The sequence below is a fragment of the Labrys sp. (in: a-proteobacteria) genome (assembly GCF_047605565.1).
Taxonomy (GTDB): Bacteria; Pseudomonadota; Alphaproteobacteria; order Rhizobiales; family Labraceae; genus Labrys; species Labrys neptuniae.
This window is the reverse complement of record NZ_JASGFM010000004.1, coordinates 81,979-103,765: the sequence shown is the minus strand read 5'-3', so window position 1 is coordinate 103,765 and position 21,787 is coordinate 81,979. Positions and strand designations below refer to the sequence as shown.

Here is a 21,787-nt window from a genome sequence, read left to right as displayed (position 1 = left end):
TGCAGGCGAGGGCGCCTGCCCAGGGGGTTATTCGGCTGCTTCGCCTCGGCGCCCCTGGGGGCGACGCTCCATCACCTCGCGCAGGAAACGCCCGGTATGGGAACGTGGCTCCCGGATGATCGCTTCCGGCGTGCCTTCGGCAACCACCTCGCCGCCGCCGTCGCCGCCCTCCGGCCCCATGTCAATGACCCAGTCGGCCGTCTTGATGACTTCGAGATTGTGCTCGATCACCACCACGGTATTGCCCTGGTCGACCAGTTCATGCAGCACTTCCAGCAGCTTGGCGACGTCGTGGAAATGCAGGCCCGTGGTCGGCTCGTCGAGGATGTAGAGCGTGCGCCCGGTCGAGCGACGCGACAATTCCTTGGAGAGCTTCACGCGCTGGGCTTCGCCGCCCGACAGGGTGGTCGCCTGCTGGCCGACCTTGACATAGCCCAGGCCGACCCGCGCCAGCGTTTCCATGGTGTTGCGGATGGTCGGCACGGCCTTGAAGAATTCGGCTCCTTCGTCGACCGTCATGTCGAGCACGTCGGCGATCGACTTGTTCTTGAAGCGCACGTCCAATGTCTCGCGATCGTACCGCTTGCCCTTGCAGACGTCGCAGGTGACGTAGACGTCGGGCAGGAAGTGCATCTCGATCTTGATGACGCCGTCGCCCTGGCAGGCCTCGCAGCGTCCGCCCTTGACGTTGAAGGAGAAGCGCCCCGGCAGGTAGCCGCGCGCCTTCGCCTCGGGCAAGCCCGCGAACCATTCGCGGATGGGCGTGAAGGCACCGGTATAAGTTGCGGGATTGGAGCGCGGGGTGCGGCCGATCGGCGACTGATCGATGTCGATGACCTTGTCGATCAGTTCCAGGCCGTCGAGCTTGTCATAGGGGGCAGGGTGCTCCAGCGCGCCGTTCAGCTTGCGGGCGACGGCCTTGTAGATGGTATCGATCAGCAGGGTCGACTTGCCACCGCCGGAAACGCCGGTAACGCAGGTGAACAAGCCGAGCGGCACCTCGACCGAGACATCCTTGAGATTGTTGCCGCGGGCGCCGGTGAGCTTCAGCGCCTTGCCCTTCTGCCGCCGGCGCCGTTCGGCCGGCATGGGGACCGAGAGCTGACCGGTCAGATATTTGCCGGTGAGGGAAGCCGGATTGGCCATCACCTCGGCCGGCGTGCCCTGGGCTACGACTCGCCCGCCATGCACGCCCGCGCCCGGACCGACATCGACGACATGATCGGCCTGCAGGATGGCATCCTCGTCATGCTCCACCACGATGACGGTGTTGCCGAGTTCGCGCAGGCGCCGCAGCGTTTCGAGCAGGCGCTCGTTGTCGCGCTGGTGCAGGCCGATGGAAGGCTCGTCCAGCACATAGAGCACGCCGCTGAGGCCGGATCCGATCTGCGAGGCGAGGCGGATGCGCTGGCTCTCACCGCCCGAGAGCGTACCGGAATTGCGGGCAAGCGTCAGGTAATCCAGGCCGACATCGACCAGGAAGCGCAGGCGCTCGCGAATCTCCTTGAGGATGCGGACAGCGATCTCGTTCTGCTTGGTGTTGAGCTCGGCCGGCAGCGCTTCGAACCAGTGCTGGGCCTGGCGCACCGACATCGCCGAGATCTCGCCGATATGCTTGTGCGTGACCTTTACCGCCAGGGATTCGGGCTTGAGGCGAAAGCCGGCGCAGGCCTTGCATGGCGTGTTCGCCATGAAGCGCGAAATGTCCTCGCGGGCCTGTTCGGAATCTGTCTCCTTCCAGCGCCGCTCCAGATTGGTCACCACGCCTTCGAAAGCCTTGCGGGTCTCATAGGAGCGCAGGCCGTCATCAAAGGAAAAGACGATCTGTTCCTCGCCCGAACCGTAGAGGAACACCTGCTGCACCTTTTCCGGCAGGTCCTTCCAGGGCGTGGTCACGCCGAATTTGTAATGTTTGGCGAGCGCGTCGACCGTCTGGCTGTAATAGGGGCTGGTCGACTTCGCCCAGGGCGCCAGCGCGCCCTTGCGCAGCGACAATGTCTCGTCAGGCACCACCAGCACGGGATCGACCGTCATCTCGGTGCCGATCCCGTCGCAGGACGGGCAGGCACCGAAGGGATTGTTGAAGGAGAACAGCCGCGGCTCGATCTCCGGAATGGTGAAGCCGGAGACGGGGCAGGCAAATTTCTGGCTGAATATCACGCGCTTGGGCGAGCCGTCGGCCTCCTTCTGGTCGGCGAGCTCGACCACGGCAATGCCGTCGGCGAGTTCGAGCGCCGTTTCGAAGGAGTCGGCCAGACGGCTGGCGATGTCGGCGCGCACCACGATGCGGTCCACCACCACGTCGAGGTCATGCTTGAGCTTCTTGTCGAGGGCAGGAGCGTCGGCGATCTCGTAGAAGGTGCCGTCGATCTTGACGCGCTGGAAGCCGCGCTTGAGGAAATCGGCGAGCTCCTTGCGGTATTCGCCCTTGCGCCCGCGCACGACGGGGGCGAGCAGGAACAGGCGGGTGCCTTCCGGCATAGCCATGACCCGGTCCACCATCTGGCTGACCGTCTGGCTTTCGATAGGCAGGCCGGTCGCCGGCGAATAGGGAATGCCGATGCGGGCCCAGAGCAAGCGCATATAGTCATAGATTTCGGTGACCGTCGCCACCGTCGAGCGCGGATTGCGCGATGTGGTCTTCTGCTCGATCGAGATGGCGGGCGACAGGCCGTCGATCTGGTCGACGTCCGGCTTCTGCATCATCTCGAGGAACTGGCGCGCATAGGCCGACAGGCTCTCGACATAGCGGCGCTGCCCTTCGGCATAGATGGTATCGAAGGCAAGCGACGACTTGCCCGAGCCGGAAAGGCCGGTAAAGACTACCAGCTTGTCGCGCGGGATTTCGAGATCGACATTCTTGAGATTGTGCTCGCGAGCGCCGCGCACGGTAATGAAGCGGCGATCGGCAGGCGATGGAACAGCGCTGCCGGAGGTGGGGCGGCCAGACATACGGACGATCCTGTGGGCTTTCAGCCTGAGATAGGCGCTTTGGCTCGCAAATTGAAGGAGGGTGTACGAAAAGACAAGAACAATTCGTGAACTTATCCGCAGAAATTAGCGGCGGCGCGCCAAGCCATACGCTATGCAGGCCGGATGATCGAGATCACACCAACTCTGTCCATCGATGAGCGCGAGATCGTCGAGGATTTCGTACGCTCCTCCGGCCCTGGCGGACAGAACGTCAACAAGCTGTCGACGGCGGTGCAATTGCGTTTCGACATCCGCACTTCGCCTTCACTCCCCAATGAGGTTGCGATCCGGGCCCAGAGGCTCGCCGGGCGCAAGCTGACGCAGGAAGGGGTTGTCGTCATTCTTGCCCAGCGTTTCCGCACCCAGGAGCGTAATCGCGAAGATGCCCGCGAGAGGCTGGTTGCGCTTCTGCGCGAGGCGGCGATGCCGCCACCGCCACCCCGCAAGGCGACCAAGCCCTCCAAAGCCGCCAAGGCGCGGCGGCTTGAGTCGAAATCGCGCCGCTCGAACGTCAAATCGCTACGCGGCAGCAAGATTTCGATGGATTGAGATCCGGAAGCGCGCCGCTACCGACCGCCATCATCCTGGCTCATGCCAGGATCAGCGCCTTCACCTCGTCCATCGTCTCGGCGATGTGATCGGCGCCGGCCGCTACCAGGGTTTCCTCGCTGGGGGGCATATGGTGCAGGCCGCCGACGAAGCCGATCGCCGTCATGCCCGCGGCCTTTGCTGCCTTGACGCCGACCACGCTGTCTTCGACCACGACGGTGTCGGCGGGATCCGCGCCGAGCGCCTTTGCCGCATGGAGAAACAGATCCGGCGCCGGTTTCCCCCGCGCCACCAGCTTCGCGCTAAAGATGTTGGGATAGACCAGTTCGAACAGGTTGGTGATGCTGAGGCCGAGACCAAGCTTGGCAGGTGGGCTGTTGGAGGCGACGCAAAAGGGCATAGGCAGGCTTTGGAGCACGTCGCGCACGCCTGGAATGGGTTCCAGACGCTCTACATAGGCCGCTCGCAGCATACTGCGCGTGGTTTCGGCATGGTTCGGCGGCAGCTTGAGTCCGAAATCGTGCTCGAAGCGCTCCTCCAAGGCCTCCTGGGTCAGACCGAGGAAACGCTGCATCACGTCATGCGCGGTGACTTTTACGCCGAGGGCCGACAAGGCCTCGGCCTCGACTTCGGCCGACAGGATCTCGCTGTCGACGAGAACACCATCGCAATCGAAAATCACCAGAGAGAAGGACATGGGAACCGCCTGATCCAAGAAGACGTGCAGAGGCCGGCGTGCCGCGATTCTTGTCAAGCCAGGTCCGAGCGGGGGGATGATGGCGCGTGGCCACGAGTTCCGGCAAGTTCTTTCCAACGATTCGAGGCTGCCATGTCCATCATCCCGTCGCTGAGCCGCGAAGAAAGCTGGATGCGCAAGTCCGCGCTCCATTATCTCGGCCAGCGATCGACCAGCGTCGCCAACCTCCGTCAGGTCCTGCAGCGAAGGGCACGCCGCAAATTGGGTCCGGAAGCTGACGTCGCCGACCTGATCGAGCGCACGATCGGCTATTGCCGGCAGCGCGGTTTCATCGACGACGCCAGTTTTGTGGAGGCACGCCTTCACGCCGGACGCAGCCGGGGCCTTTCGGCGCGCCGGATCGGCGCTGCCCTGGCTGCCAAGGGCGTCGATCGCACTTTGGTGACCGAGGCTCTTGCGGGAGAGGAAAGTGACGCAGCCGAAGAAAGGGCCGCTGCACGGCTGGCACAGCGCCGGCGCATCGGTCCCTGGCGCCGGACGGACAAGGAAGCCGAGATCGAACGGGAAATCGCTATATTGGCACGCGGTGGCTTTGCCGTTTCGCTGGCACGCCGCATCATCATCGCGGATCCCGACGAAATCCGCGCTCTTCTCGAGATTTGAAATCTTGCGTCTGCCGAGCGCAGCGTGTTTTGTATGATGAATACAGTCCTCTTGGCGGAATCGGCATGTTCGAACTTTTCTGGCGCGGCGTTGCGATTGGCGTTGGTGCAACGATCCTGATGGATCTATGGGCGATCCTGCTGCACAAATTCTTCGGTGAGAACCTGCCGAACTGGGCGCCTGTCGGCCGTTGGTTCTGGCATCTGAAAGAGGGCCGCGTCTTCCATGACGATATCGGCAAGGCCGCACCCTATGCCCATGAATTGGCGTTGGGCTGGATTGGCCATTACGTGGTTGGCATTCTCTACGGCGTGATCCTGGTGGTCTTCGCCGGAGGGGCCTGGCTGGCGAATCCGACATTCCTGCCGGCCTGGATCCTCGGCATCGTCACGGTGGGGGCTGGTTGGTTCTTGCTGCAACCTGGGCTCGGCATTGGCTGGGCTGCGTCGAAAACGCCCAATCCCACCAAGGTGCGCCTGCTCAATCTGGTTGCGCACACGGTATTCGCGATCGGCCTGTGGGGAACGGCCCTGATCATCCGCTGACGGATCAGGGCAGGTCGCGCCAGGAGGCGAACATGGCGGCTTGGCCGTGGCGGATGCCGGCCTCGTCGATGATTTCCCAGACGGTGGCATTCTCGATGAAGAAGCGCCGGCCCGATTTGGCGATGCGCACGCCGCGATAGTCGGCGATGAATCCCTGGCTCCTGACCGTATCGAGCAGGCGCTGGCGTTCGTCTCGATCCGGAAATTCCGCCGATAGGCGGGATGGCAATTGCGTCAACTCCTCCCAACCATATTCAAAACAAGCCTGTACAGCCTTGTTTCCATAGATGAAAATGGGATCTGGCTGGGTGTCGTGAGCCAGGAGGCAGAAGGGCGCCTCGGCATAGAGCCATGCTGCGTCTGGCCGGCTGCCTGGCAGGGGTTGAAAAAGCCCGTGCCCCATCAGGCGACAGAGGCTGCGGTCGAGCAGGGCAGCAAAATCCGCATTGCCGGCAAGGTCTGGCCAGGTCGCGGCGAGCCCAAGGGGGAATGTCATGATCGGATGGCGGTTGAAGGGATGGAGCCGTGCGACCGGCTCGCCGAAGCGAGAGCCGCTGGATGACGTCGCGAATGTCGTCGCCTGACGGCAATCGGTCAAGCCTGGCAGCGGAAAATGATCGGACAAAATTTCCCGTCCGACTTGCGACTGACATGTCAGTCTGTTATCGATAATTGCATATTGAAAATTCGATGGAAGACTGGGATGACGCATCAACGGTTCGGCCTTTCGGCGGCATTGACCACACCCTTCGATGGCCAGGGGCAAGTTGACGTCACCCGTGCTGTCGCCCATGCGCGCTGGTGCCTTGCCAATGGTTGCGGCAGCGTCACGTTGTTCGGCACCACCGGGGAGGGAGCCTCGATCGCTTCCGCTGAACGCGACATCTTGCTGTCGGGCTTCCTGGCTGACGGCATCGAGGCGCGGCAGATCGTGGTGGGCGTGATGGCAAATGCCATTGCCGATGCCGCCGCTCAGGCGCGGCAGGCGCTCGATGCCGGTTGTCGTGGCGTGCTTCTGGCACCGCCTTCCTATTTCAAGGGATTGCGGGACGACGGCCTGTTCGCCTGGTTTGCCACCGTGTTCGAGGCGATCGGGCCGAAGGCGAGGGGCGTCTATCTCTATAACATTCCCTCGGTTACCGCCGTGGAGCTTTCGGTGGACCTGGTCGGGCGGCTGAAGCAGGCATTCCCGTCAGTGGTGGCCGGCGTCAAGGATTCCTCGGGCAATTGGCCGTTTACCCAATCTCTCCTGGAAACCCACGGCGACCTCGCCATCCTGATCGGTGACGAGCGAGGCCTGGCGGCCGGCGTGCGTCTGGGCGGGCAGGGGGCGATCTCCGGCATGGCGAATATCTGTCCCGAGCGCCTGCTCTCCATGGTTCACGAGGGGCGGGACGATGCGGGGCTGGTCGCCTTCGTCGACGAACTCGTCCACTATCCGGTCATCCCGGCCGTCAAGGCGATGGTTGCCTATCGTACCGGCGATGCGGCATGGTCGGCCACAAGGGCGCCGCTGGTGACGTTGCCCGAGAATGATGCCAAGAAGCTGGCGGGCCTGTTTGATCGCATCGGACAGACGAAGGCAGCCTAAAGGCGTCACAATCGAGGCTGGAGAAAGGTGCGATTCGGCAAAAATCGCATTGCTCCGGACCAGGGAGGGGGGGCGAATGGAGGAAGGCGGCGAACCGCTGCGGTTGCGGGAAAAGGCCTATGCCAGTTTCACCCGCCACCTGCTGGCGCGTGATGTCCGTCCCGGCCAATTCGTATCCCAGCGCGAGCTGGTGGCCCTGACCGGCCTGCCGCTCGGCGCCATCCGCGAACTCGTGCCGCGCCTGGAAGCGGAGGGCTTGCTCTCCACCATCCCCCAGCGGGGCATCCAGATCGCCCATATTGACCTCAACCTCATCAAAGACGCCTTTCAGTTCCGTCTCTTCCTCGAAAAAGAGGCCGTGGCGCTTTTCACAGTGTCGGCGTCCGATGGCCTGCTGGCGAAGCTGCGCCGCGAGCACGAGGACATGCTGGCCCGGGGACTGTCGGAGGATCTGGCACCGGAGATGGTGGAACAGGCGCAGGCGACCGACTGGAACCTGCACGACACCATTATCGACTCCATCGGCAACGAGATCATCGCCAAAGCCTACCGCGTCAACTCGATCAAGATGCGCCTGATCAACCAGGAGCGTTTCCGTATCGACGGTCGCGTGGTGCCGGTGATGCGCGAGCACCTTGCCATTCTCGATGCCATCGAGAGCAGAGAGCCGCAAAGGGCAGTGGACGCCATTGCCGAACACATCAACAACGCCCGTGCCCTGGCGCTGAAGGTCTAGCGCCGGGACGACCCACGAGACAGACGATCCAGAAGAAGCTTTGGGAGGAGGAACCTATGAGTTTTGATTTGTTGAAGCCGTCGCGCCGGCAATTCCTGGCCGGTTCCGCCGCACTCGGTGCTGCCGGTCTCACCGGTATCCGGCCGGCCTTCGCGGCGGTAGACTGGAAGAAATATGCCGGCACCACGCTCGAGGTGAATCTGATCAAGAGCCCGCGTGGCGATACGCTGCAGAAATATCAGAAGGAATTCGAGGAACTGACCGGCATCAAGGTCAATGCCGAGCAGACGCCCGAGCAGCAGCAGCGCCAGAAGGCGGTGATCGAGCTGACTTCTGGCAAGCCGAGTTTCGACGTCATCCATGTCAGCTATCACGTGCAGAAGCGCCAGTTCGAGAAGGCCGGCTGGCTGGCCGATCTCGGCCCCTTCCTCAAGAATCCGGAACTGACCGATCCTTCCCTGGTCGAAAGCGATTTCGCCGCTGCGGGCCTTGCCTTCGCCAAGGACAAGAACGGGCGCTTCGGCGCGCTGCCCTTCTCGGTGGACTATTGGATCGTCTATTGGAACAAGGACCTGTTCGCCGCCAAGGGGCTTGAATATCCCAAGACCTTCGAGGAGATGGTCAAGGCGGCCGAAACCATCACGGATGCCGGCAACAATATTGCGGGCTTCGTGGCGCGCGGCGCCAAGAATGCCAATGTGCCGGTGTGGACCAGCTTCCTGCTCGGCCATGGCAAGAACCCCGTCGGCGCCGACGGTTCGCTGCAGACCGATTCCGCCGAGGCGATCGAGGCTGCCGCGCTCTACCAGCGCCTGATGACCAAGTCGGCGCCGCGCGGCGTTACCGGTTTCAATTGGGCTGAATGCCAGTCCGCCTTCCTGCAGGGCAAGGTCGGCATGTGGCTCGACGGTGTCGGTTTCGCCCCGCCGCTCGAAAATCCCCAGAAGTCCCGCGTGGTCGGCAAGGTCGGCTATGGCGTGATGCCCAAGGGGCCGGCGGCGCAGGCCTCCGCTACCTTCGGCGACGGCATCGGCGTCACCGAGGCCTCGGCCAAGAAGGAAGCGGCCTATCTCTATTGCCAGTGGGCGATTTCCAAAGAAATGGGGGCACGGCTGTTGCAGGCCGGAGCGGGCGTGCCGTTCCGCAATTCGATCCTGAACGACGCCAAGGTACGCGAAGGCGTCACCATGCCAGGTGCCTGGGTGGACTGCGTAGCGCAATCGGCTCCGATCAGCCAGCTCGGGCTTCCCGTGATCATCCCGGTCACCGAGTTCCGCGACATCATCGGTGTGGGCCTGACCAATCTGCTCGGTGGCGCCGATCCGGCGACCGAGATGAAGAAGGCGACGGAAGCCTTCAAGCCTGTGCTCGCCCGCAGCGAGGCGCAATGAGCGTCGAAAGCCCGGCCGTGGTGTCCGTCCAGACGAACAATGGTGCGTCCGGCCCGCTGAGGCCGGGCTATTGGCCCTTCATCCTGCCGGCACTCCTACTCGTAGCGGCGGTGATCGTCTTTCCCTGGCTGTTCACCGTCGGCATGAGCGCGAACGCCTGGCAGGTCGGCTCGGCGCCGCGCTTCGTGGGGCTGGAGAACTATATCCGCCTTGCCGGCGATATGCGGTTCTGGGAGTCGATGTGGCACACGCTCACCTACACCGTGCTCTCGGTGGTGGCGCCGCTGATCCTGGGTACGCTGGCGGCCCTGGTGTTCGATTCGAAGATGCCGTTGCGCGGATTGCTGCGCGGCATTTTCGTGATGCCGATGATGGCGACGCCTGTCGCCGTGGCTTTGGTCTGGACCATGATGTTCCACCCCCAGCTCGGCGTGCTGAACTATCTGTTGTCCCTGGTCGGCATTCCGGCCCAGGCCTGGATCTTCGAGCAGGGCACGGTGATCCCCTCCCTGGTGCTGGTCGAGACCTGGCAATGGACGCCGCTGATCATGCTCATCGTGCTCGGCGGACTGGCCTCGATGCCGCGCGAGCCCTTCGAGGGCGCGGAGATCGACGGGGCCAATGCCTGGCAGAAATTCCGCTATATCACGCTGCCGATGATCCTGCCGTTCATGATGATCGCGGTGATCATCCGCTCGATCGATGCGCTCAAGAGCTTCGACATCATCTATGCCATGACGCAGGGTGGCCCGGGCACGGCCTCCGAGACCATCAATCTCTATCTCTACAACGTGGCCTTCTCCTATTACGACATCGGCTACGGCTCGGCGATCGCCGTGGTGTTCTTCATCATCATCATCGTGATGTCGCTGGTGCTGCTGCATCTGCGCCAGCGCGCGAAATGGAACACGTGAGGCCGTGATGATGAGTATTTGGATGATGAAGCTTCGGTCGATGACACCTCGACGTCTCCTGCGTCTCGCCGGCACGCTCTTTCTCGGCTTCGTCGTGGTGTCGCCGGCACTGCTGTTCTTCATCTGGATGCTGTCGCTCTCGCTGAAATACGAGATCGACAATGGCGCCTATCCGCCGATCCTGATCCCCGAGCAGTTCGCCTGGTCGAACTACACCGAGATCTTCGCCACCAACGATTTCCTGCGCTATTTCTGGAACAGCGTGATCGTCACCGGCGCGGCCACGGCGCTGGCGCTGATCGTCGGCGTGCCGGCTGGCTATGGCATCGCCCGCATCAAGGCCGACAAGGCAGCGATGGTGATCATGATCGCGCGCATGACGCCGGGTCTGTCCTTCTTGATCCCGATGTTCCTTCTGTTCCAGTCGCTCGGCTTGCTCGGCACGCTCTGGCCGCAGATCATCATCCACCTGGTGGTGACGATCCCGATCGTGATCTGGATCATGATCGGCTATTTCGAGACGACGCCTTTGGAACTGGAAGAGGCGGCGATGATCGACGGCGCCTCGCGCTGGCAGATCTTCTACAAAGTGGCGCTGCCGATCGCCAAGCCAGGCATCGTGGTCTCCCTGATCCTGGCCGTGATTTTCTCCTGGAACAATTTCGTCTTCGGCATCGTGCTGGCCAGCCGCGAGACGCGCACCCTGCCGGTTGCCGTCTACAACATGCTGTCCTTCGAACAGGTGAGCTGGGGCCCGCTCGCCGCCGCGGCTCTGGTGGTGACGCTGCCGGTGCTGTTGCTGACTCTGTTCGCCCAACGCCAGATCGTGGCGGGCTTGACGGCGGGGGCGGTGAAGTAAGGGACGTGGCAGAACCGTGCTTGGTGACAGCCTCCACCATCACCCCATGCCAGTCAGGAATTACGCAGCGTTTTCTGAGGCGTATGCATCGTCGTGAGGGAGGCTGTAATCGGTTGGCTCAAGCCAGGCACGCATTCGGCCTCGATCGCGTGCCAGTTCGATCTCGAGGGTGACCAAACCGACGGCGTCTGCCCACAAGCTGGAAGCGATGGTGCCCCGCCCATTCGTCCAGCGCCAGCGATCGCCCTGCCATTGCTGGATGGCGTGGAACCCTTCCGAAAGACCTGCATCGTCGAGAGCAATCTTACGAAATCCGCTCGAATCATGCACGTCCAATCGGCGCAAAGGCACACCTAAACGGCGATCATCATAGGTCTCCACATCCGTATGACGAGGCACGAAAGTGGAGGAAAATAATGCGATCGCTTTGACATGAGCTGGGAAAATCAAGCGATAGAATGTGTCGGACAAGGCGTAGACGCTCAGATCCTCTTCTCCCCCTTCAGCCTCAAAGCGCAAAGCTGCCAGGTCGGATAGTGTCCAACCGAGTTGCTTGGCCTGATCCAGCAACTGAACGCGTATAGCCGCCACGATCGGGCCTTCGGTCACCAGTGGTAGGCAAGCATCCGAATTCCAGGTTCTGCGACGCGGTAACTGAGCCTGGGGCTGCCCACTGCGTGCGGGAAAACTCACCTTTCCCTCTTCGAGTTCATCTACCCTGAAGAAACTCTTGCCCCTGGTGTCGAGGAAGCTCTCTGTCGGAAGATTCTCGGCCAGAAGCACGTCATGCTGCTCCAATTCGACATGCCAATAGACCACCCTGTCGACCGGTACTTGCGAAATGGTCGCTCCGTTGTCGAGATGCTTGATCGGAATGAGCACATTTGACAGGCAGGGTACCGCCACCGCGTGATCCGGCGATAGCCACAGATCGCGAGAGGGACGATGATCGCCGAAAGCATGTGCGCGGATTCTAAAGGGATAGGTCGCCTCCGGTTGGGAATGGCGGGTTGGTTCCACCTCATTACACCCCAGCCATACAATGTTGCGACGACTGCCATTCGCAGTGATGACGACGTCGCCAATTCTCAAATGCTCAACCGCAATATTGCCCCGGGTCGTATGAATCATCGTCCCGGCTACGAAGCAGGGGGCATTGCCGAATATTGCCGTGGGTAGTGGGGCGTCAGTTGTAAGCGGGACTGTCTCGAGCTGCGTGCCGGTCCAATAAATGTTCTCGCCCGACGCCGAAACGACGTTACCAAATTTGTCAATAAAGATTGTAACAGTTTTTTCGCTTCCTTTGGAGTTGTAAACGCTGCCAACAAGCTTATATCCTTCGAAATTCTCACCATTAACCGGAGAGTCGTATTCTTCGATAGTGGTTCCGCCGCCAAGACTTCCGATTGATGCGCCGTCTATTATAACCTTTGGTCCCGGATCAAATGGATCTTCCTCTACATACTCCACTTTAATCTTGACGGGGTATGGATCGTTCACGTCGCCATTTGGGTACAATAGAAATGCAGGTACGGTAATATTCCCTGGAACGCTCATCCTCTTCCGACTCCGTATTAGGCCATAATTGGCAGGGGAGATGGGATTGCATCTGGGGTTTAAATTAAAATATTTTCTGCCTAGAAAAATAAAGTATCTATAGAAATTGTATCTGAATCTATTATTTATGCCTTCTTTTGCAATCAATCAACTACCAATTTGTTGCGCCGAATTCTTTTCACGGACGCCATTGGCGACCTGCATGATTAGCATCGAAGGTATTCCGTTGTGGGGTTCTATTGGCCCGCAGCTTTTATAGGGCGACGCCAAAGAAAAACCCGGCGAGGGAGCTCGCCGGGTTCGAATTTTCAACCGTAAAGTCGGACGGTCTCAGGCCTGCCCAACCGGCGGAATGCGCAGCACCCAGCCGGGGAGGATGTGGTCGGGGTCCTTGACCGGCGGGGTGTTGGCCTTGACGATCTCCTTGTAGAGATTGCCCTTGCCCTTGCCGTAATGCTTCTCGGCGATGGCCCAGAGCGTGTCGCCCTTCACCACCGTATACATGGTCGAGGGGGTTCCGGGGGTGTTGACGCCGAGCTGGCTGTCGACCTGCGCCACACCATTGTTGTTGCCGGCCGTGAGGATGATCTTCTCGGCGATTTCCTGGGAAGGAGCCATGCCACCCAGGACGACCTTGTCGCCGTCCACCGACACATTCAAGCCTTCGGCCTTGAGGCCAGCATCCTCGATCTGCTTTTTCACCAGCGCGGCAATGTCGGTGGGAGCCGCTGCCGCCGGCGCTGCTGGCGCCGCCTCGGCCTTGCTCGAACCGAACATCTTATGGCCGGCGTCCTTGATGAAATTGAACAGTCCCATGTTCACTCCAGGCGTGTCAGGCAAAATTACCTAAAGGGAGGCTAGCATGGAACGGTTGTGCGGTCACATAGATTCGAGTGTGACGGGGGTAGCAAGTGCAGCCCCTGTCGAAGAGATTGCCAGCGTAGTCAAAAAGGCTAAAGAACGCCTGTCTTTGTGGTGAAGCGACCCCATGCAGACGATTCTCGCATGCGAATACTGGTTCGACATGCATTGAGAAATGAGTTTCGGCATGGTCACGACAATACCGAGGCGATGTCGAAAAAAGTTCGAAATCAACGATGGATGGCGACGGCGCGAGCCGGAAAGCCGGAGCCTCCCTTCGCCTTCGGCCAGCTTGCCATGATCAAGGCACCGGCTTCCGGCAGACCGTCGAGGTTGGCGAGCAGCTCGACCTGCCAGCGATCGCGCGAGAGGACGTAGTGTTCGAGGCTGAAATCGCCCTTCGAGGTCGCCATGCCGGGATCGGTGTCGATCTGCTCGTGGCCGATTGCGACGATGCCCCGCTTCTCGAACAGTTCTTCGAGCACGGCCCGTGACCAGCCGGGACAATGGGAAACGCCGTCCGCCGAGCGGTTGTAGAAACGCTCATTATCCGGCCAGCGGCTTGACCAGCCGGTGCGCAGAGCAACGAAGCAGCCCGAGGGAATGCGCCCGTTGCGTTCTTCCCAGGCTACGATGTCGCTCAGTTCGGGGTTGGCGTCGGGGCTGTCGGCGACTTTCTCCCGGATGTCCAGCACCACCAGAGGCAGCAGCATGTCGCTGACCGGCAAATCGTCCACGGCGCGTCCGCCCTCGATGAAATGCACGGGTGGATCGACATGCGTGCCCCATTGCCCGACGAAGGCGTAGCGATGCACCTGGAAGGCATCGCCCTTGGGATAGTCGAACACGAGCTGGCGCTCCTCGTCCGGGAAGGCCGAGAAGCGAGGCTGCCCGGGGTGGAAGGCGTGGCTCAGGTCGGTGAAGATCGCGCCGGCGAATGCGGCGCGATAGACCTCCCACAAGGACAGCGGCGTGGCCATGTCAGGGCTCCGCCACGAAGGAGGGTGCAGCCTCGCCGGCGAGCGTGAGCTTGCCGCCCTTGACGCCGATCACCGAGACGGACTTGTCCGGCACCGAGACATTCGGGCGGTAGGTGATCGTACCCGTCACGCCGTCGAGACCGGAGGTCGCCGCGAGCGCGTCACGGATCTTGGCGGGCTCAGGCGCACCAGCCCGCTTGATGGCGTCGGCCATCAGTTTCACCGCGTCATAGCCGAGTGCGGCAAAGGCATTTTCAGGCACGGTGTTATAGGCCTTCTGATAGGCGTCCATGAAGGCCTTCACCTTGGCGCTGGCACCGTCACCGATGAAGGCGTGGGTGGTGAAATAGGTGTCGTTGGCGGCCTCGCCACCGACCTGCAGCAGCAAAGGCGTATCGTAGCCGTCGCCACCCACCACAGGCAGGGTGATGCCGGCTTGACGCAACTGCTTGAGGATCAGCCCGATCTCCTCGGCATTGGCGGCCGCATAGATGAAGGCTGGCTTTTCGGGCAGGGCCTTGATCTTGGCGATCTGTGCGGTGAAGGTCTTGTCGCCGATCTTGTAGCTGTCCTTGCCGACGATCTTGCCGCCGCCATGCTCATAGGCCTTGACGAAATAATCGGAGAGCAGGGTGGTGTATTCGGTGCCGATATCCGTCAGCAGGTAGCAGGTCTTGGCGTTCAGCGTCTTGAGCGCGAATTCCGCGCCCACGGCCGCCTGGACATTGTCGCCGAAGGCGGCAAGGAACACCTCGTTGCCGAGCTGGGCCGGCAGCTTGGGCGACGTGGCGCCAGGAGTGACGAAGGGGATTTCCGCCTTCTGGACCTGGGGGCCGATAGCGAGCACCGAATCCGAATCCGCAAAGCCGACGATGCCGACGACCTTGTCGCTGTCGATCATCTGGCTGGCGACGGTCGAGATCACGGTGGCGTCCGATTTGGAATCATAGGTCACCAGTTCGATCGGCTTTCCGAGCACACCACCGGCGGCGTTGATCTCCTGCGCCGCCAGTTTGGCGCCGTTCAGCATGGGGCCGTCGAGCGAAGCCTGTACGCCGGTGAGATTGGCCGAATAGCCGATCTTGATCGGATCGGCGGCGAGGGCCGGCCCGGCACCAGCTAACAAGGCGGCGGCCGACAGGCCGAGGGCGAGGGTTCTGCGTCTGTTCAACGTCAACATCTGGTCACCTCTCAATTGATGGCTTGCTTGCCGATGTTCTGGTCGCCCCGAATGTCAGTTCGCGGTCGCCCATGATCCCCTTCGGCCGGAAGATCATGATCAGGATGAAGACGATGCCGAGCACGATCTGGCTGGCACCGAACACAGGTGGCACTGTCAGGCCGAGCAGGCTGAAGCCGCGTTCGGCCGAGCGCAGCCCTTCCGAAAGGAGGGAGACGCAGACGACGCCGATCATGGCGCCGGAAAGCGAGCCCATGCCGCCCAGGACGAGCATGGCGATCAGGTTCAGCGTCATGGCGAAATAGAAGGTGATCGGCGAGAAGGAGCCGAGATAATGGGCATAGAGCGAGCCGCCGACACCCGCGAAGAAGGCCCCGATCACGAAGGCGATCAGCCGCGTGCGCAGCACGTCGATGCCGACGGCGCCGGCGGCGATGGTGTCGTCCCTGACAGCCATCATCGAGCGGCCGAAGGGCGAATAGACCAGGCGTGCCAATAGGAGCAGCGTTACCACCAGCCAGGCCATCACCCAGGGCAGGTTGGTCTGCAGCGGCACGCCGGTGAAGGTGCGCGAGCCGCGGGTGAAGTCGACCGCATTGATCAGCACGACATTGACGATGATGAGAAAGCCCATCGTCGCCACCGAGACGAAATAGCCGGATAGCCGCATCAGGGGATAGCCGACGACGACCGCGAGCAGAGCCGTGAACAGGCCGGCGGCCAGGGTGGCCGGCAGGAAGGGCAGGCTGAAGCTCGACAAAAGGCCAGGCAGATGCGGCAGCAGGGCAGCCTTCTGCTGCACCGTCAGCGACAGGATGCCCGAGGCATAGGCACCGGCGCCGACGAAGCCGACATGGCCCAGCGAAAACACGCCGGTGAAGCCGTTGCTGAGCGAGAGGGAGAGCACCAGGATCGAGTTGAGGGCAATCAGGATGAGGATGCGCGTGAGATAGTCGCTCAGGACAAGGGGCGCGCCGATGGCAATCACGCCGGCAACCACGAGGCCGACGGCTGCGAGCAGTGGGATGGGCAGGCCGGCTCTCATAGCTTGATCTCTCGATTGGGCTGCAGCAGGCCACCGGGACGGAACAGCAGGAAGGCGATCAGCAGGCTGAAGACGATGGCATCGCGATAGGGCGTCACCGCATCGGGCAGGAAGGCGACGATGAAGATCTCGAGGGCGCCGAGCATGTAGCCGCCGACGAGGGCGCCCGAGATCGAGCCGAATCCGCCGATGATCGCGGCGACGAAGGCTTTGAGCAGCGGGGTGAAGCCCATTTGCGGCTGGACCACGCCGGCCTGGGCGGCCCAGAGCACGCCGGCGAGGCCGGCATAGGCGGAGGCCACCACGAAGGCGATGACGATGACGCGGTTGACGTCGAGGCCGACGAGATGGGCAGCGGACATGTCTTCGGCTGCCGCCCGCATGCCGAGCCCGATGGTGGTGCGGGTGATGAACCAGCCGAGGCCCAGCAGTGACAGGAAGGAGAGGGCGATGGTCAGGATGTTGATGTTGGTGAAGGTGATCGCCCCATCCGCCAGTTGCCACGAACCGTTGAGCAAATCGGGCAGGGGAAAATTGCGCGGCGAGGAGGTGAAGGCCAGGATGCCGAGATTTTCCAGGATGTAGGTAACGGCGAGGCTGGTCAGCAGCCGGGTCACGTCCGGTGCGTTGCGGATCGGCCGGTAGGCGATGCGCTCGATCACGAAGCCGGCCAGGGCCGCCGCGAGGATGCCACAGAGCATGGCGAGGGCAAAAGGCATGCCGGCCACGCCGAGGATCACGGTGGTGAAGGCGCCCACCATCATCACATCGCCATGGGCGAAATTGGTCAGCTTGAGCACGCCGAAGACGATGGAGAGGCCGACCGCGACCAGGGCATAGAGGCTGCCCAGGCTGACGGCGTTGATGATCTGCTGGAGGACATATTCGAAGCCGTTCATTCATCGGCCCCCAGATAGGCCTGCGCCACGCGGTCATTGGCCGTCAGTTCGGCGGAGCTGCCGGAGAGCACCACGCGGCCGGTGCGCAGCACATAGGCCCTGTCGGCCAGTTCGAGGGCGATTGCGATGTTCTGCTCGACCAGCAGCATGGTCATGCCCTGGCGCTTGAGTTCGGCCAGGGCCTCGAAGATGTGGCGGACCAGCAGGGGAGCCACGCCGAGCGAGGGTTCGTCGAGCAGCAGGAGGCGAGGGGCCGCCATCATGGCGCGGGCGAGGGCAAGCTGCTGCTGCTCGCCGCCCGAGAGCGTGCCGGCCAATTGCGCCAGGCGCTGCTTGAGGATCGGGAACAGGGCGAACATGCGTTCCTGGTCGCGGCCGATGCCGTCGCGATCCCGCCGCGTGCAGGCGCCGAGACGCAGATTATCGGCTACCGTCAGGCCGCCGAACAGGCGACGGCCCTCCGGACTATGGGAGATGCCGATCCGCACGATCTCGGCGGGCGGAAGGGTTGCGATTGCCTGGCCCGCGAAGGTGATGGTTCCGGCTTTCGGACGATTCAGGCCGGAGATCGTGCGCAAGGTCGTGCTCTTGCCGGCGCCGTTGGCGCCGACCAGGGCAACGACTTCGCCCTGGCCGACATCGAGGGAGACACCCTTGAGCGCACGGACCGCGCCGAAATTGACTTCGAGCCCGTCGATCCGGAGCAAAGGAGAGGAGGAACGGGCATCAGGCATGGCCGAGATAGGCCTCCCGGACCCTGCTGTTGCTGCGCACTTCCGCGGGCGTTCCGGTGCAGATGACCTCGCCGGTGGCCAGGACCTGGATGCGCTCGCACAGAGTCATGATCAGGTCCATGTCGTGCTCGACCACGACGACGGCGATGCCATAGCGGTCCCGGATGGCCCGGATCAGCCCTGCGAGCACCCGGGTCTCGTTGGAATCGAGCCCGGCGGCGGGTTCGTCGAGCAGCAGGAGCCGTGGCTGCGTCGCCAGAGCGCGGGCGATTTCGAGGCGTCGCTGGTCGCCATAGGGTAGGGCGGATGCCGGCAGCCGAGCCTTCGGCTTGAGTGCCATCAAGTCGAGCAGTTCATCGGCCGAGTGTTGGGCAGCTGCCAGGCGCTCCCGATAGCGTGCTCCTCGCAAGATTGCGGCAAAAGGGCCGATGGGATGACGAAGCTGGGCCGCAGCCAGAACATTATCGCGCACGCTCAGCGAACCGAACAGACGCGAGCCCTGGAAGGTGCGGGCGATGCCCCGCTCGACGATGGCTGCCGTCGACAGGCCGGCGATCGACTGGCCCTGGAATTCGATCGTACCGGCATTGGGCCGCGAGAAGCCGGTCACCAGATTGAAGAAGGTGCTTTTGCCCGATCCGTTCGGGCCGATGATGCCGACGATCTCGCCGGCCTGTACGCTGATGGCCTGATTGCGCAGGGCGACCAGGCCGCGAAAGGCCTTGGTGAGATCGGCCGTGCGCAGCAAAGGGGCGGTTTGCGGGGAGGTCGCTTCAGCCATCACTGCGCCTCCGCGGGGCCGCCAGTTCTCTCAGCAACTCGTCGGTACTGGCCTGCCGGCAATAGCCTTTGAAGGCGCTGAGGGCATGCGCGTGGCGCTCGGGCGTATCGGTCGTGCAGGCGTCGACAGGGCAGACCATGCGAAAGCCGCGATCGGCGCCGTCGCGCACCGTGTGGTCGATGCATTGATCGGTCAGGAAGCCCGTCACCACGATGGTGTCGAGCCCGATATTGCGGACGAGATATTCGAAATTGGTGGAGTTGAAGAGACTGGATGAGGTTTTCAGCAGCACCATGTCGTCCGGGCCGGGCGCGAGCTCGGCGATGACGTGGGTTTCCGGGCTGCCGGGGGCGAAATGAAAGCCCGTCTGCTTGTAGTCGAGGCTGCGGTCGCGCCCGTCCCGGGTCAGGCTGGCGATGACGGTATAGACGATCTCGGCACCCGCTGCCCGGCCGGCAGCCAGCAGGCGCACGATGTTCGGAATCGCGACATCGCGGGCCGAGCGGTAGAAATAGGGCCGTGTTGCCTCCGCCTGTGCATTGAAGATGCCGTCCTGGGTGTCGATCACCACGATAGCGGTCCTGACGGGATCGAGGGGCGCCTTGCGATCGGGGATCATCGGCCGGCCTCCACGCCGAAATGCGCACAGGCGGCCTTCAGGACGGGAGCGAGGCGCTCCGCCCAGGTTACCTGGCCGGAGGCATCGGCAATCAGATCCTGGCGGATCTCGAACTCGACATAGGGCAGCCGCCGTTCCTCGCCATGGACGGGCACGGAATAATCTTCGGCCATGTTGACCCCATAGGGCTCGTTGCTCCCGATCACGAGATCGCGCTGATGCGCCAATTCTGTGAGGACCAGGTCCGAGAATTGGCGATTGTCATGATAGCAAAGGCCGACATGCCACGGGCGCGGTGCCGGAGCGGCCAGAAGCGAGGGCGTGAAGCTGTGCATCGACACCAGGATCAGGGGCTGGCCGGCGGCCAGCTTGTGGTCGATGTAGGTGGATATCGCGGTGTGATACGGTTCGACGATTTCGCGGATGCGCGCCTGGCGGTCATCAGCCGTCGGATCCTGGTTGGCCGGTACCGGTGTCCCGTCGGAAATGGGTGTCATGAAGCTGGGCGAGTCGAGCCGTCGATTGCATTCGGCCACCAGACGCGAATAGCGTTGGAATATAAGGGGCGCCTGCAGGCGATCGGACAGGGCCATGCTGACGCCCAGGATGCCGATGTCGATGCCGATGTGGCGGTCGAGTTCCGATTGCGGCAGGCCCAGCCCGGCGAGCACGGCGGGCACCGCATTGCCGGCATGGTCGCAGATGATCAGGAAGGGAGAGGAAGCCTCGTCATTGTGCAAGCCTACCGGCGGCGGATCGTCGGCACCGAGCAGGCCGGTCGGAACGGGGCGTGGGAATGAGCCCATCAATAGGCCCTCGCATAGAGGGCGCAGAGGTCTTCCAGGCCCGTGTCCCCGGCCATCTCGATCTCGCCGCGCTTATGCATGAGATAGGCTTTGGTCAGGACTGGGCCGAGCCAAGTGGTAGCCGCAATGTCGGCTTCCAGAGCGTCTAGCGCTTCGCCGAGGCTGTGAGGCAGGTCGCCAATGCCGCGTTCGGCCCGCTCCGTTGCATTCCAGCGCCCGGGATCGCCGCTGGAGATGAAGGGCTCGGGCAGGGCTTCGCGTATGCCCGAAAGACCGGCAAAGACCAGCATGGCCAATTGCAGATAGGGGCTCGCAGTGGCATCGGCGCCGCGATATTCGATGTTGTATCGCTTGGCGACGTCGACGCCTTCGATCTCGGGATAGGGGCAGATGCGCAAAAGCGCCTCGCGGTCCCGATCGGCGAGATTGGCATAATAGGCCGACCAGGAATGTGGTTTCAGCCGCTCATAGGAGATCACGCTCGGTGCGGTGACGGCACACAGCGCTCGGGCATGCCTGAGGATGCCGGCGCAGAAGGAAGCGCAGATCTCGCTCATGCCTCCTGGTCGTCCAGGCTCATAACAGACAGGCTTGCCGGCAAGATCGATCAGGCTGAAATGGATGTGCACGCCATTGCCGACGATGCCCGGGGTCACCACAGGCGAGAAACTGGCGTGACTGCCATGGCGGCGGGCCAGCGAGCGGCAGATCTCGCGGAGTTTCACTGCCTGATCGGCTGCTTTCAGGCCTTCCGCGGGATCGATGGTTATTTCATACTGTCGCGGGCCGTATTCGGGCAGGAAGGTGTCGGGGGCGATGTCGTTGGCACGCAAGGCCGCCAGGAAGGAGCCGATGAAGCCCTCCATGCCTCGGAGGCTGCTGGCGGCATAGGAGTCCCCCGGGCGTTCTTCACCGCCCGCGTACCAGAATTCATGCTCGAAGCTGGCGATGAGCCGCAAGCCCGCTTCAGCCTCGAGAGCGGCGAGGGCCCGCTTGAGCAGGTCGCGCAGGCAGCAATCCCAAGGCGTGCCTGCCATGGTCATGATGTCGCCGAGGATGATGTGCTCGGCGGGCGTGCCGTCGTCATAGGGCAGGCGGATATCACCGCCGGGTTGGGGCACCAGCATGAGGTCGCCCTCCGCGCCGAACGGCGTGGCGGGGATGCGGCCGAAGCAATTGATCATGATGTTGGTCGGGGTCCAGCCGACACCGAAGCGGCGACGGTTCTCCAGGTCGGCCGCTGGAAATCCCTTGCCGCGGACCTGGCCGGCAATGTCGCTGCAGCAGACCGTGATGACGCTTTCAGGCCTTGTTGCCATTGGCGTGCCGTTCCCCTGTTTTTATTGGGACGAACGCTAGCACGCGAGAATTATTTCTTACAAGATGATGTTAAGAGCGGCTATGCCG

The 21,787-nt window shown here is 62.6% G+C and carries 22 protein-coding genes; 8 read left to right on the top strand and 14 right to left on the bottom strand.

The window, feature by feature from the left end:
• Positions 1-27 precede the first annotated feature (27 nt).
• Positions 28-2,952: an excinuclease ABC subunit UvrA gene (gene uvrA / locus QM672_RS05940; protein WP_415081252.1), complete on the bottom strand. Its 2,925-nt coding sequence runs from the start codon at positions 2,950-2,952 to the stop codon at positions 28-30.
• 144 nt (positions 2,953-3,096) lie between these two features.
• Here uvrA and arfB point away from each other — a divergent pair, with 144 nt between their 5' ends.
• Positions 3,097-3,522: an alternative ribosome rescue aminoacyl-tRNA hydrolase ArfB gene (gene arfB / locus QM672_RS05935; protein WP_415081250.1), complete on the top strand. Its 426-nt coding sequence runs from the start codon at positions 3,097-3,099 to the stop codon at positions 3,520-3,522.
• A gap of 40 nt (positions 3,523-3,562) precedes the next feature.
• Here arfB and QM672_RS05930 read toward each other — a convergent pair whose 3' ends face one another.
• Positions 3,563-4,219 (bottom strand): HAD-IA family hydrolase, encoded by a 657-nt coding sequence (locus tag QM672_RS05930; RefSeq protein ID WP_367622774.1) that lies wholly within the window; start codon positions 4,217-4,219, stop codon positions 3,563-3,565.
• 132 nt (positions 4,220-4,351) lie between these two features.
• Here QM672_RS05930 and QM672_RS05925 point away from each other — a divergent pair, with 132 nt between their 5' ends.
• Both QM672_RS05925 and QM672_RS05920 read left to right on the top strand, forming a co-directional pair.
• Complete coding sequence (locus tag QM672_RS05925; RefSeq protein ID WP_415081248.1) at positions 4,352-4,882, top strand: regulatory protein RecX; 531 nt, start codon at positions 4,352-4,354, stop codon at positions 4,880-4,882.
• A 65-nt stretch (positions 4,883-4,947) separates the two neighbouring features.
• Positions 4,948-5,427 (top strand): DUF2938 domain-containing protein, encoded by a 480-nt coding sequence (locus QM672_RS05920; protein ID WP_311936024.1) that lies wholly within the window; start codon positions 4,948-4,950, stop codon positions 5,425-5,427.
• Positions 5,428-5,431: 4 nt separating this feature from the next.
• Here the strand turns inward: QM672_RS05920 and QM672_RS05915 are convergent, their stop codons facing one another.
• Positions 5,432-5,923, bottom strand: a complete 492-nt coding sequence (locus tag QM672_RS05915) for an MEKHLA domain-containing protein (RefSeq protein ID WP_311936026.1) — start codon at positions 5,921-5,923, stop codon at positions 5,432-5,434.
• A 207-nt stretch (positions 5,924-6,130) separates the two neighbouring features.
• Between QM672_RS05915 and QM672_RS05910 the strand changes: the two genes are divergently transcribed.
• The 5 genes from QM672_RS05910 (at position 6,131) to QM672_RS05890 (ending at position 10,918) form a co-directional block, all read left to right on the top strand.
• Entirely contained in the window at positions 6,131-7,018 is an 888-nt protein-coding gene (locus tag QM672_RS05910; RefSeq protein WP_415081246.1) for a dihydrodipicolinate synthase family protein, read from the top strand.
• Between the two features lie 76 nt (positions 7,019-7,094).
• The gene (locus tag QM672_RS05905; protein ID WP_311936031.1) at positions 7,095-7,754 is read left to right on the top strand and encodes a GntR family transcriptional regulator; all 660 of its coding nucleotides are present in this window, start codon (positions 7,095-7,097) and stop codon (positions 7,752-7,754) included.
• A gap of 56 nt (positions 7,755-7,810) precedes the next feature.
• A complete protein-coding gene (locus QM672_RS05900; RefSeq protein ID WP_311936034.1) occupies positions 7,811-9,145 on the top strand; it encodes a sugar ABC transporter substrate-binding protein in 1,335 nt (444 codons plus the stop codon).
• Positions 9,142-10,059 carry a carbohydrate ABC transporter permease gene (locus tag QM672_RS05895; protein ID WP_367622770.1) on the top strand — a complete coding sequence of 306 codons (918 nt, stop codon included), beginning with the start codon at positions 9,142-9,144 and terminating at the stop codon, positions 10,057-10,059. Before QM672_RS05900 ends, QM672_RS05895 begins: the two co-directional genes overlap by 4 nt.
• Before the next feature lie 40 nt (positions 10,060-10,099).
• The gene (locus QM672_RS05890; protein WP_149250883.1) at positions 10,100-10,918 is read left to right on the top strand and encodes a carbohydrate ABC transporter permease; all 819 of its coding nucleotides are present in this window, start codon (positions 10,100-10,102) and stop codon (positions 10,916-10,918) included.
• A gap of 60 nt (positions 10,919-10,978) precedes the next feature.
• Here the strand turns inward: QM672_RS05890 and QM672_RS05885 are convergent, their stop codons facing one another.
• The 11 genes from QM672_RS05885 to QM672_RS05835 form a co-directional block, all read right to left on the bottom strand.
• Complete coding sequence (locus QM672_RS05885) at positions 10,979-12,475, bottom strand: Hint domain-containing protein (RefSeq protein ID WP_415081242.1); 1,497 nt, start codon at positions 12,473-12,475, stop codon at positions 10,979-10,981.
• Positions 12,476-12,805: 330 nt separating this feature from the next.
• Positions 12,806-13,291, bottom strand: coding sequence for a peptidoglycan-binding protein LysM (gene lysM / locus QM672_RS05880; protein WP_311936043.1), 486 nt, complete (start codon positions 13,289-13,291; stop codon positions 12,806-12,808).
• A 275-nt stretch (positions 13,292-13,566) separates the two neighbouring features.
• On the bottom strand, positions 13,567-14,316 hold the full coding sequence (locus QM672_RS05875) for a cyclase family protein (protein WP_415081240.1): 750 nt from the start codon (positions 14,314-14,316) through the stop codon (positions 13,567-13,569).
• A 1-nt stretch (position 14,317) separates the two neighbouring features.
• Positions 14,318-15,496, bottom strand: coding sequence for an ABC transporter substrate-binding protein (locus QM672_RS05870; protein ID WP_415081238.1), 1,179 nt, complete (start codon positions 15,494-15,496; stop codon positions 14,318-14,320).
• 4 nt (positions 15,497-15,500) lie between these two features.
• A complete protein-coding gene (locus QM672_RS05865; protein ID WP_415081236.1) occupies positions 15,501-16,541 on the bottom strand; it encodes a branched-chain amino acid ABC transporter permease in 1,041 nt (346 codons plus the stop codon).
• Positions 16,538-17,440 carry a branched-chain amino acid ABC transporter permease gene (locus tag QM672_RS05860; RefSeq protein ID WP_415081234.1) on the bottom strand — a complete coding sequence of 301 codons (903 nt, stop codon included), beginning with the start codon at positions 17,438-17,440 and terminating at the stop codon, positions 16,538-16,540. The genes QM672_RS05865 and QM672_RS05860 overlap by 4 nt, the downstream gene beginning before the upstream one ends.
• The gene (locus tag QM672_RS05855) at positions 17,437-18,174 is read right to left on the bottom strand and encodes an ABC transporter ATP-binding protein (protein WP_415081232.1); all 738 of its coding nucleotides are present in this window, start codon (positions 18,172-18,174) and stop codon (positions 17,437-17,439) included. The genes QM672_RS05860 and QM672_RS05855 overlap by 4 nt, the downstream gene beginning before the upstream one ends.
• The gene (locus QM672_RS05850) at positions 18,167-18,955 is read right to left on the bottom strand and encodes an ABC transporter ATP-binding protein (protein ID WP_415081230.1); all 789 of its coding nucleotides are present in this window, start codon (positions 18,953-18,955) and stop codon (positions 18,167-18,169) included. Before QM672_RS05850 ends, QM672_RS05855 begins: the two co-directional genes overlap by 8 nt.
• A complete protein-coding gene (locus QM672_RS05845; protein WP_415081228.1) occupies positions 18,948-19,574 on the bottom strand; it encodes a cysteine hydrolase family protein in 627 nt (208 codons plus the stop codon). The genes QM672_RS05850 and QM672_RS05845 overlap by 8 nt, the downstream gene beginning before the upstream one ends.
• Entirely contained in the window at positions 19,571-20,380 is an 810-nt protein-coding gene (locus QM672_RS05840) for an N-formylglutamate amidohydrolase (protein ID WP_415081226.1), read from the bottom strand. Before QM672_RS05840 ends, QM672_RS05845 begins: the two co-directional genes overlap by 4 nt.
• Positions 20,380-21,699: a glutamine synthetase gene (locus tag QM672_RS05835; RefSeq protein ID WP_415081224.1), complete on the bottom strand. Its 1,320-nt coding sequence runs from the start codon at positions 21,697-21,699 to the stop codon at positions 20,380-20,382. Before QM672_RS05835 ends, QM672_RS05840 begins: the two co-directional genes overlap by 1 nt.
• Between the last annotated feature and the right edge of the window lie 88 nt (positions 21,700-21,787).

What these genes read in the sequence shown, in the direction of transcription:
- uvrA (WP_415081252.1), bottom strand. Translation starts at nt 2,952, where the DNA reads ATGTCTGGCCGCCCCACCTCCGGCAGCGCTGTTCCATCGCCTGCCGAT.
- arfB (WP_415081250.1), top strand. Translation starts at nt 3,097, where the DNA reads ATGATCGAGATCACACCAACTCTGTCCATCGATGAGCGCGAGATCGTC.
- QM672_RS05930 (WP_367622774.1), bottom strand. Translation starts at nt 4,219, where the DNA reads ATGTCCTTCTCTCTGGTGATTTTCGATTGCGATGGTGTTCTCGTCGAC.
- QM672_RS05925 (WP_415081248.1), top strand. Translation starts at nt 4,352, where the DNA reads ATGTCCATCATCCCGTCGCTGAGCCGCGAAGAAAGCTGGATGCGCAAG.
- QM672_RS05920 (WP_311936024.1), top strand. Translation starts at nt 4,948, where the DNA reads ATGTTCGAACTTTTCTGGCGCGGCGTTGCGATTGGCGTTGGTGCAACG.
- QM672_RS05915 (WP_311936026.1), bottom strand. Translation starts at nt 5,923, where the DNA reads ATGACATTCCCCCTTGGGCTCGCCGCGACCTGGCCAGACCTTGCCGGC.
- QM672_RS05910 (WP_415081246.1), top strand. Translation starts at nt 6,131, where the DNA reads ATGACGCATCAACGGTTCGGCCTTTCGGCGGCATTGACCACACCCTTC.
- QM672_RS05905 (WP_311936031.1), top strand. Translation starts at nt 7,095, where the DNA reads ATGGAGGAAGGCGGCGAACCGCTGCGGTTGCGGGAAAAGGCCTATGCC.
- QM672_RS05900 (WP_311936034.1), top strand. Translation starts at nt 7,811, where the DNA reads ATGAGTTTTGATTTGTTGAAGCCGTCGCGCCGGCAATTCCTGGCCGGT.
- QM672_RS05895 (WP_367622770.1), top strand. Translation starts at nt 9,142, where the DNA reads ATGAGCGTCGAAAGCCCGGCCGTGGTGTCCGTCCAGACGAACAATGGT.
- QM672_RS05890 (WP_149250883.1), top strand. Translation starts at nt 10,100, where the DNA reads ATGACACCTCGACGTCTCCTGCGTCTCGCCGGCACGCTCTTTCTCGGC.
- QM672_RS05885 (WP_415081242.1), bottom strand. Translation starts at nt 12,475, where the DNA reads ATGAGCGTTCCAGGGAATATTACCGTACCTGCATTTCTATTGTACCCA.
- lysM (WP_311936043.1), bottom strand. Translation starts at nt 13,291, where the DNA reads ATGGGACTGTTCAATTTCATCAAGGACGCCGGCCATAAGATGTTCGGT.
- QM672_RS05875 (WP_415081240.1), bottom strand. Translation starts at nt 14,316, where the DNA reads ATGGCCACGCCGCTGTCCTTGTGGGAGGTCTATCGCGCCGCATTCGCC.
- QM672_RS05870 (WP_415081238.1), bottom strand. Translation starts at nt 15,496, where the DNA reads ATGTTGACGTTGAACAGACGCAGAACCCTCGCCCTCGGCCTGTCGGCC.
- QM672_RS05865 (WP_415081236.1), bottom strand. Translation starts at nt 16,541, where the DNA reads ATGAGAGCCGGCCTGCCCATCCCACTGCTCGCAGCCGTCGGCCTCGTG.
- QM672_RS05860 (WP_415081234.1), bottom strand. Translation starts at nt 17,440, where the DNA reads ATGAACGGCTTCGAATATGTCCTCCAGCAGATCATCAACGCCGTCAGC.
- QM672_RS05855 (WP_415081232.1), bottom strand. Translation starts at nt 18,174, where the DNA reads ATGCCTGATGCCCGTTCCTCCTCTCCTTTGCTCCGGATCGACGGGCTC.
- QM672_RS05850 (WP_415081230.1), bottom strand. Translation starts at nt 18,955, where the DNA reads ATGGCTGAAGCGACCTCCCCGCAAACCGCCCCTTTGCTGCGCACGGCC.
- QM672_RS05845 (WP_415081228.1), bottom strand. Translation starts at nt 19,574, where the DNA reads ATGATCCCCGATCGCAAGGCGCCCCTCGATCCCGTCAGGACCGCTATC.
- QM672_RS05840 (WP_415081226.1), bottom strand. Translation starts at nt 20,380, where the DNA reads ATGGGCTCATTCCCACGCCCCGTTCCGACCGGCCTGCTCGGTGCCGAC.
- QM672_RS05835 (WP_415081224.1), bottom strand. Translation starts at nt 21,699, where the DNA reads ATGGCAACAAGGCCTGAAAGCGTCATCACGGTCTGCTGCAGCGACATT.